Here is a 13,992-nt window from a genome sequence, read left to right as displayed (position 1 = left end):
GGTCAGACCTCCAGGAAGGTGTCGAAGGGGCGGGGCAGCCGGGACCAGGCCTCACGCCCCGCGGCGTACTCGGCGTCGGTCAGCAGGCAGGACTCCAGCAGCCGCTCCAGCCCGTCGCGGTCCAGCCCGGGCGAGGTGAACACCAGGTGCTGGCAGCGGTCGCCGTGCTCCGGGTGCCAGTCGAGCGCTGCGGCGGCCCGGCGCACCGGCGGGACCATCTCCCAGGCCGCGTCCGGCAGTGAGGCGAGCCAGGGGCCGGCGGTCTCCACGCACAGCGCGCCGCCGGCCGCGTCCCAGTGCAGCAGCGTGTCCGGGCGGTCGGCGAGCCAGAACCGGCCGCGGCTGCGCGCGGCCGCGCAGGTCAGGTCCTCCAGGGCCGCGTACAGGCGCTCGGGGTGGAACGGTCGCCTCCGGTGCCATACGAGGGTGGCCACGCCGTGGTCGTCGGCGTCCGCGGGGAGGAGGGCGCAGGCAGGGTGCTGGGCCGCTGCGGCGGCTTCCGCGTCGAAGCCGGCGAGGGCGGCGAGGGCTAGGGGGGTGGGGGCGCCCAGGGGGGTGGGCTCCTGGGGTTGGTGGGCGGCTGCGGGTTCGTTGTGGCTGGTCGCGCCCGCGCGGCGGAGCCGCATATTGTCACGCCCCGCGCCCCTTTCGGGAGCAATCGGGACCCGGTGGGCCGTGGGATGGAGCTGGGTCAGCAGGGCATGGTCCTCCTCGTCCGCCTCCGGGGAGGGGGCGATGGCGAGGACAGGGGCGTACTCCAGCTGGCGGGCGAAGGTGTCGGCGACGGTGCGCTGGTCGGAGGAGGCGGCGGCCAGGCCGCACTCGGAGAGGTCGTCGCCGTTGGCGAGGCAGGGCAGCACCAGGGCCGGGTCGACGGCGGTGATCACGGAGGTGACGGTCAGCCCGCTCGCGGCCACCACCTCCGCCATCGCCTTGGGTTCGACCGAGTCCCACAGTTCGACGACGGCGAGCCGGGTCGCCCCCGCGTCCGCCAGCCGCCGCAGCGCGGGGACCAGGTCCTCGCGCAGCGCGCAGCACGCGCAGTCGTTGACCAGGGGCGTGCGGCCCCGGTCCAGGACGCCGGTGCGGTCGCGGACCGTTCGCAGGACCGTGCCGTCGGCCGCCGTCGACAGGTCGTGGTGCAGCACCACGCTGTCCGGCACCTCGGCCAGCAGATGCGCCACGGCGGCCTTGCGGGCATCGGCGTGCAACCCGCCCACGATCGCGACAGAGAGCTCGCCCACCACTCAGCTCCGCTTCCCGTAGCGCTTCTCGAACCGCTCCACGCGCCCCGCCGTGTCCAGCACGCGCGCGGTGCCGGTGTAGAAGGGGTGGCTGATGTTCGAGATCTCGACGTCGACCACGGGGTAGGTGTGGCCGTCCTCCCACTCGATCGTCTTCTCGCTCGTCATGGTCGAGCGGGTGAGGAAGGCGTGGTTCGCGGCGCGGTCACGGAAGACGACCGGGCCGTAGGAGGGGTGAATTCCCTTGCGCACGGGGCTCAGCGCTCCTCTCGGAAGTCGACGTGACGGCCGGCGACCGGGTCGTACTTGCGCAGCGTCATACGGTCCGGGTCGTTCCGGCGGTTCTTGCGGGTGACGTACGTGTAGCCGGTGCCGGCTGTGGACCGGAGCTTGATGACCGGGCGGAGTTCGTTGCGTGCCATGCTGCTATCTTACTGAAAATGAATTCCATTAGCGCAACCGGATCGAGAGAGGTGCGTCACCCTTGTCCGCCCACTGCATGCTGACCGGGGCCCGGCCAGGCTTCGGCAACCGCGTCTCCCACTCCCACCGGCGTACGTCCCGCCGCTTCGACCCCAACATCCAGTCCAAGCGCTACTGGCTGCCGAGCGAGGGCCGGTACGTGCGCCTGCGGCTGAGCGCGAAGGGGATCAAGACGGTCGACGTGATCGGCGTGGAGGCCGCCGTGGCCCGTATCCGCGCGAGGGGAGTGAGCGTCTGATGGCCAAGAAGAGCAAGATCGCGAAGAACGAGAAGCGGCAGGAGACCGTCGCGCGGTACGCGGCCCGCCGGGCCGAGCTGAAGGAGATCATCCGCCGGCCGTCGTCGACGGACGCCGAGCGGCTCGCCGCCCAGCGGGAGCTGCGCCGCCAGCCGCGGGACGCCAGCGCCACCCGGGTCCGCAACCGCGACCAGGTGGACGGCCGGCCGCGCGGGTACTTCCGGGCCTTCGGGCTGTCCCGGGTGAGCCTGCGGGAACAGGCGCACGCCGGTTACCTCCCCGGGGTGCGCAAGGCGTCCTGGTGAGGCCGGTGGTGCCGGTGTCCCGGCGGTGTGTTCCGGCGGTGTGTCCTGACGGTGTGTCCTGACGGTGTTCGCCGTGTGAGAACCGGTAGGACACCTGGGAGCGCCTGGTAGCTTGCGGCTGTCGCTGCGGCGACACCACAGGCCACATCCGTTGGGAGACTCCAGTGACTACGGCGACTTCGGCGGCCACGGCGGCCCTTCCGCGGCGGCGGGTGCGTATCGCGGCCGCCGCGTCCGGGCTGGCGGCCGCGCTCGTGCTGACCGCGTGCGGCGGCGACGGCGGCGACTCCGCGGACAAGGAGTCGTCACCGTCGCCGGGCGCGACCGAGACGGCGGACACGGGCGGCGGCTCGGGCTCGGGTTCCGGCACTCAGGGCTCGCTGGCGGGCAGTTGGCTGGCCACGACGAAGGGCAAGGCCGTCGCGCTGATCGTGACGGGCGAGCAGGCCGCGGTCTTCGAGACCGGCGGGTCCGTCTGCAGCGGCTCCGCCAAGGAGGAGTCCGGCATGCGGATGCTCCGCCTCAAGTGCACCGACGGCAGCGACGACCGCACCGAGGGCATGGTCGACTCCGTGGACTCGAAGTCCCTCACGGTCACGTGGGAGGGCGGTATCGGCAAGGAGACGTTCCAGAAGGCCGAGGGCGGACAGCTGCCGTCGGGGCTGCCGACCGCTCGATGATCCACGAAGCACCGCCGCACCACCCAGACCACCGGGGGAACCCCATGCGCACCACGCCCGTCGCCGTCACCGCTGCCCTCCTCACGGCCCTCACGCTGACCGCGTGCGGCAGTGACAGCGGGGACGACACCACGAAGAGCTCCACGAGCGACAAGTCCGCCTGCACCACGGACGAGTTCGGCATCGAGTTCGGGCCCAGCAGCGCCGCTCCGGCCGCCGGCGACACGGGCACCGTCCCGGTCACGCTGACCAACCGCGGCGCCACCTGCACCCTGCAGGGCGCCCCCGGCACCGACGCGTACGCCGGCGGCCACTCCTGGACGGTCAGCCCGGCCAAGGGCTCGCAGAAGGCGGCGAAGCTGACGCTGGCCAAGGACGAGTCGGCGACCTTCATGATCACGTACGTCCGCGGAGTCGCGGGCGACGCGAAGAAGGCCGCCGACGTCGACACGGTGAAGTTCACGCTGCCCGGCGACAAGGCCGTCCAGAGCTACAAGTGGCCCGACGCCGAGGTGGCCGTGAAGTCCGCGCACGAGCTGGACATGACGGTGGGGCCGTTCCTGCAGGCCGGCGACTGAGGCGCCGGCCTCTCGTTCAGGTGGTCGGCGGGGGCCGCTTCACGGGTTCAGTGGCGGTCGCGCCCTGACCTGCGCGCGGTCCGCCGCCGCGGCCCCCTCCCGCCACCCCGCCGCGTCGCTCACCCCGCGCACGCGGGTGGTGACCGTCTCCGGGAACAGGCGGGTGACCTGTTCGCGCACGGCGACGTCCCGGGCGGCGAGGACGGGCAGCAGTTCCTTCGCGGCCGGCTGCCCCCGCTCCTCCGCGCCGGCCGCCCGGTCCCGCTCCTCCTCCGCGACCGCGGCCAGCCGTTCGCCGGTCCGGTGCGCGTACGCGGCGAGGAACGACTGCCGGAACGTCTTCGTACGTCTGCGTCCGCCCGCGCGCTGGGCGGCCTCCGCCTTCGTCATCGCCGTCGTGGCCTGGACGAGGAGTGAGGTGTAGAGCAGCTCCACCGCCTCCAGGTCGGGCTCGAAGCCCACGACCGTGGAGAAGCCCAGGGACTCGTTCCACACGGCCTGGCAGCCGTTCGCCTCCGCGACCGCGTCGAGCAGCACCGCCTTGGCCGTCTCGTACGGCGGGTCGACGCCGATCCGGCAGGCGGCGGGGGCGTTGGCGTCGTGGGCGCGGGCCGCGAGCAGCGCCTCGTCGATGCTGTGGCGCGCCATCAGCTCCTGCGCCTTCGCGCTGAGGGCCTCCGCCTCCTCCGGGAACCCGGTGGCCTCGGCCTTCGCCAGGAGGCCGCGGATGCGGGAGAGCAGGCGGTCGTTGCCGCGCGGCCGGTCCCGGGACTTCCCGGGCACGTCGAACTGTTCGAGCGGTTCGAGGGCGGGGAGGCGTAGCAGCAGACGGTACAGCTCCAGTACGGCGGTCGCGTACGAGAAGCGGTCGGTGCGCGGGAGTGGGTCCTCTCCCGCCCTGAGTTCTGCCCCGATGTCGTCGAGCTGCGCCGCCCAGCGGGGGGTCGGGGGACGCCGGTCCTCGTCGGCGATCAGGCGCGAGACGAGTCGTACGTGCACGTTGTCCAGCTCGCGCCGCACGATCCGTACGACATCGGCGGGCTGCCACCCGCGCCGCCAGGCCGTGGCGACGAACTCGCGTCCGCGGCGGGCGAGTTCGGCGTCGGCCGACGGCTCGGCGGCGAGCAGGGAGGCGCCCGTGTCGAGCGCCGTGTCGGTCTCGGCGTAGAGGGCGGCCTCGAAGGCGCGGTCCACCGTGCCGCTGGTCGTACTCACCGGTCGATCGTGTCACGGTGGGCCGTGCCACCCGTCGCGGGTATGCCTGGCCCTACCCTCGCGACGCCCTTCAGTGGGCGTGTGCGCGCGGCGCGGGGACGGTTCGCTGGGGGCATGACCACGACAGACGTGACCTCAGTCCCCCCGGCGGCCGTGCGCATCCGGTCCCTTCGCCGTTCGTACGGCGACGTCACCGCGCTCGACGGCGTCGATCTCGACTTCGCGGCCGGTACCTTCACGGCGGTGATGGGGCCCTCGGGATCGGGGAAGTCGACGCTGCTCCAGTGCGCGGCCGGGCTGGACCGGCCGACCTCCGGGACGGTGACCGTGGACGGGACCGACCTGGCCGGGCTGAGCGAGCGGCGGCTGACGTTGCTGCGGCGGGAGCGCATCGGGTTCGTCTTCCAGGCCTTCAACCTGCTGCCCTCCCTGACCGCCGCCCAGAACGTGGCCCTGCCCCTGCGCCTGGCCGGACGCCGCCCGTCGCGCGCGGCGGTGCGCCAGGCGCTCGCCCGGGTCGGGCTGGCCGAGCGGGCCGGGCACCGGCCGGCGCAGCTGTCCGGCGGGCAGCAGCAACGGGTGGCGCTGGCGCGGGCGTTGATCACCCGGCCCGCCGTGCTGTTCGGGGACGAGCCGACGGGTGCGCTGGACACGACGACGAGCCGTGACGTGCTGGCTCTGCTGCGGGAGTTCGTGGACCGGGAGGGCCGGACGACGGTCATGGTGACGCACGATCCGGTGGCGGCCGCGTGCGCGGACCGGGTGGTGTTCCTGGTCGACGGGCGCCCGCACGGGGAGCTGGCCGGGGCCGGGCTCTCGGCGGAGCGGGTGGCCGCGTACATGGCGGGGCTGGAGTGCACCGCGGGAGCGGCCGGCCCGGGCGTCGGTGGGGAGCGTGTGGCGTGCTGAGCGTGGTGTTCTCGTCCCTGCGGACGCGGTGGGCCTCGTTGCTCGGTTCGTTCGTCGCCGTGACGCTCGGGGTCGGGGTGATGGCGGCGATGGGGCTCGGTCTCGCCGAGACGTTCGGCGCGCCCGGGCGGGAGCCGCAGCGGTTCGCGTCCTCGCCGGTGGTGGTGACGGGCCGGGACACGTTGACGGTTCAGGTGCGGCGGGGGCCGGGCACGGCGCACGTGGCGAGGAAGCTGGCGCATCCACATCCTGTGGACGAAGGCCTGCTCGCCGAACTGCGGGAGTTGGGACGGGTCCGGACGGACGGGACCGCCCGGTACGCGGTGGGGGTGGACGCGCCGGTGGCGGCGGTGCGCGAGGTCGTCGGTGACCGTGCGCGCGTCCTCACGGGCGACGACCGCCGACGGGCCGACCCCTCGTTCGAGCGGGACGCGGAGGCGCTGGTGGCGGTCAACTCACTGCTCGGTACGGCGGCCGGGGTCACGGCCTTCGTCTCCGTCTTCGTGACGGCGTCCACCTTCGCCTTCGTGGTGGCGCTGCGCAGACGGGAGTTCGGGCTGCTGAGGATGGCGGGCGCGACGCCGGGGCAGGTGCGCGGGGTGCTGCTCGGCGAGGCGCTGGCGGTCGGGGTCGTGGCCTCGGCGGCGGGCTGCGCGCTCGGGGCGTGGGCAGCGCCGCTTCTGGTGCGGGAGCTGGTGGACGGCGGGGTGGCGCCGTCGTGGTTCGCGCTGCGGGGTGAGGTGGCGTGGCCGTACCACGTCGCCTTCTGGACGGGGGTGTCGGTCGCCCTCTGCGGCGCCTGGGCGGCGGCACGGCGCGCCGGGCGGACGGGCCCGGTCGAGGTGCTGCGTGAGGCGTCCGTGGACGCGGGGGCACTGCCGTGGTCGCGGCGGGCGGCCGGTATCGCCCTGCTGGGCGGCGGGCTCGGCCTGCTGGCCTGGAAGGCGGGGACGGATCCGGCCGGCCTGCTCAAGCGCAAGACGTACACGACCCAGCCGATGCTCCTGATCACGGCGGTGGCGGCGCTGGCTCCGCTGCTCGTCCGTCCGGCCGTACGCCTGCTCACGCTGCCGCTGCGTGCGGTCCGCGGGTCCGGCGCGACCGGGCTCCTGGTGCGCGAGAACGCGGCCACGTCGGTACGGCGGACCGCTGCCGTGGCGGCGCCGGTGCTGGTGACGGTCGCGCTGGCGGGGTCGCTTCTGGGATCGGCGCAGACGGTGGCGGCGGCGAAGGGCGCGGAGGCGCGCGAGCGGACACGGGCGGACGTCGTCGTCACGGGCGACGACCTGGAGGCGGTGCGGGGCTTGCGGGACGCCTTGCGTGCGCGGCCGTCGGCGGGCGCGGTCGTCTCCCCCTCGGCCTCGACGGCCGTGTACGTCCGGGAGGAGGGCACCGCGCTCGTCCGGTCCGACGCGCGGGCGGTGTCCGACGTGGCGGCGTTCGCGGAGGTGTCGCGGCTGCCGGTGGTCGCCGGAGATGTGCGTGACCTCGACGACCGCTCGATCGTCGTGAACGAGGAGTGGGAGCGGCACGAGGTGGGGACGTGGGTGCGGGTGTGGCTCGGTGACGGGCGGCCGGCGCGGTTGCGGATCGTCGCCGTACTCGCGCGCGGTACCGGGGACAACGGCGCCTATGTGACGGCGGCGAACGCGCCCGGGGCCCGGGTGGACCGGCTGGAGGTGAGCGCGGGACGCGGTGCGGACGGGGCGGAGGTCCTGGCGGCTTGGCGGTCGGCGAGGCCGGACGGCGTGGCGGGGAGCACGGTCGAGGTGCGGTCGGCCACGGAGTGGCTGGCCGCCACCCGGCCGGGCACCGGCGCGCAGACACGGCTCGGGTTCTTCGTGGTCCTGGGCATCGCCCTCGTGTACGCGGGGATCGCGCTCGCCGGAACGCTGTTGATGGCGACGTCCGCGCGGGACGCCGAACTGCGGGCGCTGCGGCTGGCGGGCGCCACCCGGGGGCAGGTGCTCGGGGCGGTCGTGGGCGAGACGCTCCTGGCGGTCGCCGTGGGGGTGGGGCTGGGACTGGCCGTCACCGCGGTGAACGTGGCCGGGCTCGCTGCGGCTCTCGGGCGGCTGTCGGCGCCGGTGACGGTGGATGTGCCGTGGGGGGTGATCGGTGGGTGCGCGGGGGCGTGTGCGGTGATCGCGGCGGTGACGGCGGGGGCCGCGACGGTCGTACGGACGCGGGTGAAGGTGTGACGCCGCCACCGGATCCGTCGCGGGGACCGACTCCCGGCGTCGAGCGGGGACCGGTTCCCGGCGTCAATACGGGAAAACCGCCGGAGGAGTGCGCACACTCTCAGGGTCGGGTCTGGTCCTGACCGGCGCGGCATGGATACAGCCCATCCGGGCCGGGCTGTCCCCTGAAGGGATGGACCCCACTTGGACCCCGGCCCGATTAGGGCGGGCCGGGGCCAGGTGCTGCACGGGCGGGCTTGCCGCTGCCTCAGGTCCGCGTCGAGGTCAGTGGCGGTTGTGGTTGTGGTTGTCGTGGTCGTCGATCACTCGGAAGCTGCCGACGATCGCGGCGATCCCGCCGCCGGTGACCACCGTTCCGGGAATTGCGTTGCTGGAACTCCGGGGCCCGATAATCGCAATGGGGGCGCCGTTGTCGCAGGTAATTCCGCTGAAGAATTCGACGGTACTGTTGCTCTCGTTCCGGACGTTGAAGTTGGCGGACTGGCTGCTGATCACAGCGGTGCACACGCCGTGCTCCGCCGCGAACGTTCGCTCGTTGACGAGGATCCGTCCCTCGTCGTTCCTGCCGTGGAAGTTCGGCCGGCCGTCACCGCCCTGAGGGCTCGTCCGGCCGTCACCGCCCTGGGGGCTCGTCCGGCCGTCACCGCCCTGGGGTGCGGAACCGGCGTCCTCCACGACGCTCGGGGCGGACCCGGGGGCCGACTGAGCAGCGAGCTGGCCAGCGGACTGGGGGGCGTACCGGGCGGCGTCCTGCGGAGCGGACCGGGGGGCCGAACTGGAAGCCGATGCGTAGTTCACGCCGGTTGCGACCGCGGCCACGACGCCTGCTGACGCCACGATCGCGACAACAGCACGCTTACGCCTGCCGTTGCTTTTCCTTTCGGGCATTCCGTTCTCCTTTTTCTCGGGGTGTCGGATGAGCGGCCAGCCATGAATGAACATAGTCGGGCCATTTCCTGCCGCCACCGCAGAGATATCCGAGGGGTGACGGAAAGGGGGCCGACTGGGTGTGCGGAAGTCATGCGCCGCACTGATAACGGCCCGTCAAACGACCAGCAAGCGGGGCTACTTGACGAACGGTTGCGCCGCCCGGGGGACCGGGCCGGCGCTCCTTCACCCTGTCGGCAGCGTGTCGTGGATCAATGCCACCTGCTCACCCCTGTTAGGAAGTTTCGTTCGGGTCACCCCGCGGGCCGGGCCCCACTGTCAGACCCCCCTGTCACACTCACCCCATGACCGACCGGTGGGCTCTCGGAGTCGCCGAGGACGGTGGCGTGGACGTCGCCCCCCTCGGGGGGAACGGGCTGCCCGCGGGGCCCGTCGTGCGCGAGCCCGACCTCGTCACGGCCGTACGAAGCCGGCCGCAGGTCACCCGGTGGGTGTGGCGGGCGACCGCCGAGCTGTACCCGCGGCTGCTCGCCACGGGGGTGCGCGTGGAGCGGTGCTACGACATCGAGGTCGCCGAGAACCTGCTGCTCGGCCACGAGGGCCACCACGGCGAACCCCGCTCGGCGGCCGCCGCCCTCGCCCGCCTGCGGGGCGCCCCGGTCCCGCCGGATCCGCCGCAGCGCGCCGCCGAGCCCGGCTCGCAGGCACCGCTGTTCGAGCCCAGCCCCGTCCACGTACCCCTCACCGACCTCATCGAGGTGTACGCGGAGCAGCAGCGGCGCCACGACAGCACCGCCCACCCCGACCGCATGCGCCTGCTCACCGCCGCCGAGTCGGCCGGGACCCTCGTCGCCGCGGAGATGAACCACGCGGGCCTGCCCTGGAGCACCGACGTCCACCGGGAGGTCCTGCACGAGCTGCTCGGCGAGCGGTACGCGGGCGGTGGCGAGCCCAGACGGCTGGCCGAGCTCGCCGAGGAGGTGTCGGAGGCCTTCGGGCGCCGGGTGCGGCCCGATCTGCCCGCCGACGTCGTCAAGGCCTTCGCCCAGGCCGGGGTGAAGGTCAGGTCCACGCGGCGGTGGGAGATCGAGTCCGTCGACCACCCGGCCGTGAAACCCCTGCTGGAGTACAAGCGGCTGTACCGGATCTGGGTCGCCCACGGCTGGTCCTGGCTCCAGGACTGGGTGCGGGACGGCCGGTTCCGCCCCGAGTTCCTCTCGGGCGGGACCGTCACCGGACGGTGGGTCACCAACGGCGGGGGCGCGCTCCAGATACCCAAGGTCGTCCGGCGCGCCTGCGTCGCCGACCCCGGCTGGCGGCTCGTGGTGGCCGACGCCGACCAGATGGAGCCGCGGGTGCTGGCCGCGATCTCCCGTGATCCCGGCCTGATGGAGGTCGCCGGCCGCGAGACCGACCTGTACCAGGCCGTCTCCGAGCGGGCGTTCTCCGGCGACCGCGCACAGGCCAAGCTCGCCGTGCTCGGTGCCGTGTACGGGCAGACCTCCGGGGACGGGCTGAAGAACCTGGCCGCGCTCCGCCGCCGCTTCCCCAGGGCCGTCGCGTACGTCGACGACGCGGCCCGCGCCGGTGAGGAGGGCCGGCTCGTACGGACCTGGCTGGGCCGCACGTGTCCCCCGGCGGCCGGAGCCTCGGAGGCCGCGGCGGAGGAGGCCGGCATGCCGCAGGAGGAGCCGGTGGGGGCCGCCACCGGCGGCGAGCAGGGGTGGACGCCTGGTTACGCCTCGACCGACGCCCGTGCCCGAGGCCGCTTCGCGCGCAACTTCGTCGTCCAGGGCAGCGCCGCCGACTGGGCCCTGCTGCTGCTCGCCGCACTCCGCCGCACCCTGGGCGGCATGGCCGCCGAGCTGGTCTTCTTCCAGCACGACGAGGTGATCGTGCACTGCCCGGAGGAAGAGGCCGAGACCGTCGTCGCGGCGATCCGGGAGGCGTCCGAGCTGGCCGGAGGACTGACGTTCGGCCGGACGCCGGTGCGGTTCCCGTTCACGACGGCGGTGGTGCGGTGCTACGCCGACGCGAAGTGAACGCCCGCGCCCGGCCGCCGCTCGGGTCAGCCCTCCCCCGCCAGCAGCTTCCGCAGCTCCCCCACCACCGGCGAGTCCGTCCCGCCCAGTACCTCCAGCGCCGACTCCCACTCCGCGCGCGCGGCTTCGGTCCGGCCCTCGTCCGCCAGCAGCAGGCCCCTCTGGTGCCGGGCCAGACCGGCCATGTAGTGGTCGGCCCGCACCTCGGCGAGATCGAGCAGCCCGTCGCACTCGCGTCCCGCGCGCTCGGTGCGGTCCAGCGCGCGCAGGGCGCGGACGAGGCCGAGCCGGGTCTGGGACTCCCCGCCCCAGTCCTCGTCGTCGCCGAGGATCTCCAGGCTCTGCTCGAAGCTGTGCACGGCGCGGCCCGGTTCGCCGAGTCTGAGCTGGGCGTAGCCGATGTTGCAGTGCGCGGTGCTGCGCAGCAGGACGCTGTCGGCCACGTCGCCGAGCGCCAGGCTGCGCTGGTGGTGGACGATCGCGGCCCGTGCGTCGGTGTGCCAGTACAGGTTGCCGAGGTGGCTGAACGTCACGGCCTGGCCGTACGGGTCGCACAGCTGACGGGACAGCTCCAGGCTCTGCCGCAACGCCTCCTCGCTCTCCTCGTACCGGCCGAGGCTCTCCAGCAGCAGGCCCCGGTTGTTGAGGCAGCGCCGGACGCACGAGGTGGCGTCGAGCCCGCGCCACAGATCGAGGCCCTGGTCGTTGAGCGCGAGCGCCTCGGTGAGCCGGCCCGACATGTAGTGCAGCCCCGCCCGGTCGGTGAGCGCGAACGCCTCCGCCGCGTCGTCGCCGACCGACCGCGCCACGTCCAGCGCGATCCGTCCCAGCGTGTCCAGTTCGGCGAGGTGGCCGCTGCGGTGCAGGTACGGGAAGAGGTGGCGCACGAGGGCGGGGACGAGGGGCGAGGGCGGCGTTCCGGCCGGGTCGGGGCGGCCGCAGCGCTCCATGAGGGCGACGATGTTGGGCAGCTCACGGTCGCCCCAGGCGAACGCCGCCTCGGCGGACGGGAAGGGGCGGGTGTCCAGCGGGGCCGTCTCGCCGGCCGTGGGCCGCAGCCGCTCGTCCCGTTCGTAGCCGGGCGGCAGCAGCGCGACGACGCTCTGCCGGGCCCGGTCGGCGTACCAGCGCAGGGCGTCCCCGACGACCCGGGGGCCGGACGCCCGGCCGCCGTTCTCGGCGAGTTCGCGTGCGAAGTCCCGTACCAGGTCGTGCGGGGCGTACCGCCCGTACGACTTCTCTTCCAGCAGGGCGACGTCGACGAGGCGGTCCAGGGCGGCTTCGGCGCGGTGTTCGTCGGTGCCGGTGAGGCGGGCGAGGAGGGGCGCCCCGTAGGCGGGGAGGTCGAGCGCGCCGATGCGGTGCAGGGCGAGCGCGGCGTCGCGGTCGACCTCGCGGTCGGAGGCGCTGAGGGCGTCGTGGGCGACGGCCAGGGAGCGGCGGACGCTCAGGTCGTCGTACTCCAGGTGGTGCAACCGCCCTTCCGTCGCGGCAAGTTGACCGGCGAGCGCGTCCGGGGTGAGCGCGCGGCGCGCGGCGAGGCGGGCGGCGACGACGCGCAGGGCGAGCGGGAGGCGGCCGGTGAGCTCGACGAGCGGGTGGGTGCCGTCGAGCCCGTCCCGGCCGGACACGGCGCGCAGCAGCGCCGCGCTGTCCTCGCCCGACAGCGGCGCGAGCGGGAAGCGGTGGGCGCCGTCGAGCGCGGTGAGCGGCGAGCGGCTCGTCACGATCACCGCGCAGCCGGCGCCGGCGGGCAGCAGCGGCCGTACCTGCGCGGCGTGCGCGGCGTTGTCGAGGACCATCAGGGTGCGGGTCGGGGCGAGGGTGGAGCGCAGGAGCGCGGCGGCCGCGTCGGGGTGGTCGGGGATGCGGCGCGACTCGGTGCCGAGGTCGCGCAGGAGCGAGGCGAGGGCCTGGCCCGGGCCGAGCGGCGTCATGCCGGGGGTGGCGCCGTGCAGGTTGACGTAGAGCTGGCCGTCGGGGAAGAGTTCGGCCAGTTCGTGGGCCACGTGCAGGGCGAGGGCGCTCTTTCCGACGCCGGCCATGCCGCTGATGACGGCGACCGTGGGGGCGCGTCCGTCCGGGGCCGAGCGGGTGTCCAGGGCGTGGCGCAGCGACATGAGCGTCTCCGCGCGGCCGGTGAAGTGGGCCGGGGAGGGCGGGAGCTGGGCGGGGCGCGGTGGCTGCGCCGGGGTGGGGCGCAGGGCGCCGGGAGTCCCGGTGGCCGTCGCCTCGGCGATCTCCTCCTGGAGGACCTCCAGGTGGGCGTCGCGCACCGCCGGGCCGGGTTCGACGCCGAGTTCCTCGATCAGCCGGACGCGCAGGTCGCGGTGGACGGCCAGGGCCTCGGCCTGGCGGCCGGTGCGGTGCAGCACGAGCATGAGCAGCCGGTGGAACGACTCCCGCAGCGGGTGTTCCGCGACGAGCGCGGCCAGTTCGGGGGCGAGTGCGGCGAGCCGGGCGTGCCCGGTGCCGCCCACGGCGCCCGCTCCCTCGGCGCGCACTCCCCCGACGGCGTCGCCCGCGAGGCCGAGTTCCGCCTCGTACCGCCACTCCAGGACCGCCAGCCGCGCCTCCTCCAGCCGCTGGACGAGGGCCTGACCGGCGAAGTCCTCCGGCAGCCCGCCGAGCGGGGTGCCCCGCCACAGGGCGAGCGCGGCCGCGGTCTCGCGCAGCGCGCGTCCCCAGTCCCGGTCGGCGTGCGCGGAGCGCGCGGCCGCCACGTGCTGCTCGAAGACACGGACGTCCAGCTCGCCCTCGCCGACCCTGAGCAGGTACCCCGGGGACACGGCCCGCAGCCGGTCCGGGTCGTCCAGCAGCCGCCGCAGCCGGGTCACGTGGTTCTGCAGGGAGGCCTGGGAGGAGGGGGGTGGCGCCCCGCCCCACAGCGCGTCCTTGAGGGCCTCGACCGAGACGACCCGGCCGGGCTCCAGCAGCAGGGCCACGAACAGGGCGCGCATCTTGCTGCTGCCGATGGGCCGTACGTTCCCGTCGGCGTCGTACAGGACCGGGGGTCCCAGCAGCCCGAAGCGTGGCGCGACCGGTGGCCCGATACGCGGTCCGAAGCGCGGCCCGTCCCGCATAGCACCGCCCGTTGCCTTCCCGCGCGGCCTCGTCGCGCCGTGTCCCACGACGACTTCGCGCCGCCCATTGGCCATATGTTAGCGATCCGTTGGCGCCGCCTGATGTGATCACTACATCGGTTCTGG

The 13,992-nt window shown here is 74.4% G+C and carries 13 protein-coding genes; 7 read left to right on the top strand and 6 right to left on the bottom strand.

Going from position 1 to position 13,992, the window contains the following annotated elements; translation table 11 throughout:
- Positions 1–2: 2 nt before the first annotated feature.
- The 3 genes from ACZ49J_RS38870 to rpmG are packed head-to-tail and all read right to left on the bottom strand — an operon-like array spanning position 3 to position 1,666.
- On the bottom strand, positions 3–1,244 hold the full coding sequence (locus tag ACZ49J_RS38870) for a CobW family GTP-binding protein (RefSeq protein WP_467455605.1): 1,242 nt from the start codon (positions 1,242–1,244) through the stop codon (positions 3–5).
- A gap of 3 nt (positions 1,245–1,247) precedes the next feature.
- Positions 1,248–1,496 (bottom strand): type B 50S ribosomal protein L31, encoded by a 249-nt coding sequence (locus ACZ49J_RS38865; protein WP_467455607.1) that lies wholly within the window; start codon positions 1,494–1,496, stop codon positions 1,248–1,250.
- Between the two features lie 5 nt (positions 1,497–1,501).
- Positions 1,502–1,666, bottom strand: coding sequence for a 50S ribosomal protein L33 (gene rpmG, locus ACZ49J_RS38860; RefSeq protein WP_030573688.1), 165 nt, complete (start codon positions 1,664–1,666; stop codon positions 1,502–1,504).
- A 62-nt stretch (positions 1,667–1,728) separates the two neighbouring features.
- On the opposite strand from rpmG, the gene rpmB reads away from it, so the two are divergent.
- The 4 genes from rpmB (at position 1,729) to ACZ49J_RS38840 (ending at position 3,528) form a co-directional block, all read left to right on the top strand.
- On the top strand, positions 1,729–1,965 hold the full coding sequence (gene rpmB, locus ACZ49J_RS38855) for a 50S ribosomal protein L28 (RefSeq protein ID WP_467455609.1): 237 nt from the start codon (positions 1,729–1,731) through the stop codon (positions 1,963–1,965).
- Entirely contained in the window at positions 1,965–2,270 is a 306-nt protein-coding gene (rpsN, locus tag ACZ49J_RS38850; RefSeq protein WP_467455611.1) for a 30S ribosomal protein S14, read from the top strand. The genes rpmB and rpsN overlap by 1 nt, the downstream gene beginning before the upstream one ends.
- Positions 2,271–2,434: 164 nt before the next feature.
- Positions 2,435–2,950: a hypothetical protein gene (locus ACZ49J_RS38845; RefSeq protein ID WP_467455612.1), complete on the top strand. Its 516-nt coding sequence runs from the start codon at positions 2,435–2,437 to the stop codon at positions 2,948–2,950.
- A gap of 44 nt (positions 2,951–2,994) precedes the next feature.
- Positions 2,995–3,528 (top strand): DUF4232 domain-containing protein, encoded by a 534-nt coding sequence (locus tag ACZ49J_RS38840; protein WP_467455613.1) that lies wholly within the window; start codon positions 2,995–2,997, stop codon positions 3,526–3,528.
- A gap of 39 nt (positions 3,529–3,567) precedes the next feature.
- Here the strand turns inward: ACZ49J_RS38840 and ACZ49J_RS38835 are convergent, their stop codons facing one another.
- Complete coding sequence (locus ACZ49J_RS38835) at positions 3,568–4,743, bottom strand: DUF2786 domain-containing protein (protein WP_467455614.1); 1,176 nt, start codon at positions 4,741–4,743, stop codon at positions 3,568–3,570.
- A gap of 114 nt (positions 4,744–4,857) precedes the next feature.
- On the opposite strand from ACZ49J_RS38835, the gene ACZ49J_RS38830 reads away from it, so the two are divergent.
- Entirely contained in the window at positions 4,858–5,652 is a 795-nt protein-coding gene (locus ACZ49J_RS38830; protein WP_467455615.1) for an ABC transporter ATP-binding protein, read from the top strand.
- Complete coding sequence (locus tag ACZ49J_RS38825; protein WP_467455616.1) at positions 5,646–7,853, top strand: ABC transporter permease; 2,208 nt, start codon at positions 5,646–5,648, stop codon at positions 7,851–7,853. Before ACZ49J_RS38830 ends, ACZ49J_RS38825 begins: the two co-directional genes overlap by 7 nt.
- A gap of 264 nt (positions 7,854–8,117) precedes the next feature.
- Here the strand turns inward: ACZ49J_RS38825 and ACZ49J_RS38820 are convergent, their stop codons facing one another.
- Positions 8,118–8,795 (bottom strand): hypothetical protein, encoded by a 678-nt coding sequence (locus tag ACZ49J_RS38820; protein ID WP_467455617.1) that lies wholly within the window; start codon positions 8,793–8,795, stop codon positions 8,118–8,120.
- Between the two features lie 290 nt (positions 8,796–9,085).
- Here ACZ49J_RS38820 and ACZ49J_RS38815 point away from each other — a divergent pair, with 290 nt between their 5' ends.
- Positions 9,086–10,783: a bifunctional 3'-5' exonuclease/DNA polymerase gene (locus tag ACZ49J_RS38815; RefSeq protein ID WP_467455618.1), complete on the top strand. Its 1,698-nt coding sequence runs from the start codon at positions 9,086–9,088 to the stop codon at positions 10,781–10,783.
- A gap of 26 nt (positions 10,784–10,809) precedes the next feature.
- Here ACZ49J_RS38815 and ACZ49J_RS38810 read toward each other — a convergent pair whose 3' ends face one another.
- The gene (locus ACZ49J_RS38810; protein ID WP_467455619.1) at positions 10,810–13,866 is read right to left on the bottom strand and encodes an AfsR/SARP family transcriptional regulator; all 3,057 of its coding nucleotides are present in this window, start codon (positions 13,864–13,866) and stop codon (positions 10,810–10,812) included.
- Positions 13,867–13,992 lie beyond the last annotated feature (126 nt).

It is taken from the genome of Streptomyces sp. NPDC030840, assembly GCF_055572015.1.
Note: the sequence above shows the minus strand (reverse complement) of the source record. Positions and strands in the feature narration are given on the sequence as shown.

What these genes read in the sequence shown, in the direction of transcription:
- ACZ49J_RS38840 (WP_467455613.1), top strand. Translation starts at nt 2,995, where the DNA reads ATGCGCACCACGCCCGTCGCCGTCACCGCTGCCCTCCTCACGGCCCTC.
- rpmG (WP_030573688.1), bottom strand. Translation starts at nt 1,666, where the DNA reads ATGGCACGCAACGAACTCCGCCCGGTCATCAAGCTCCGGTCCACAGCC.
- ACZ49J_RS38815 (WP_467455618.1), top strand. Translation starts at nt 9,086, where the DNA reads ATGACCGACCGGTGGGCTCTCGGAGTCGCCGAGGACGGTGGCGTGGAC.
- ACZ49J_RS38830 (WP_467455615.1), top strand. Translation starts at nt 4,858, where the DNA reads ATGACCACGACAGACGTGACCTCAGTCCCCCCGGCGGCCGTGCGCATC.
- rpsN (WP_467455611.1), top strand. Translation starts at nt 1,965, where the DNA reads ATGGCCAAGAAGAGCAAGATCGCGAAGAACGAGAAGCGGCAGGAGACC.
- ACZ49J_RS38820 (WP_467455617.1), bottom strand. Translation starts at nt 8,795, where the DNA reads ATGTTCATTCATGGCTGGCCGCTCATCCGACACCCCGAGAAAAAGGAG.
- ACZ49J_RS38810 (WP_467455619.1), bottom strand. Translation starts at nt 13,866, where the DNA reads ATGCGGGACGGGCCGCGCTTCGGACCGCGTATCGGGCCACCGGTCGCG.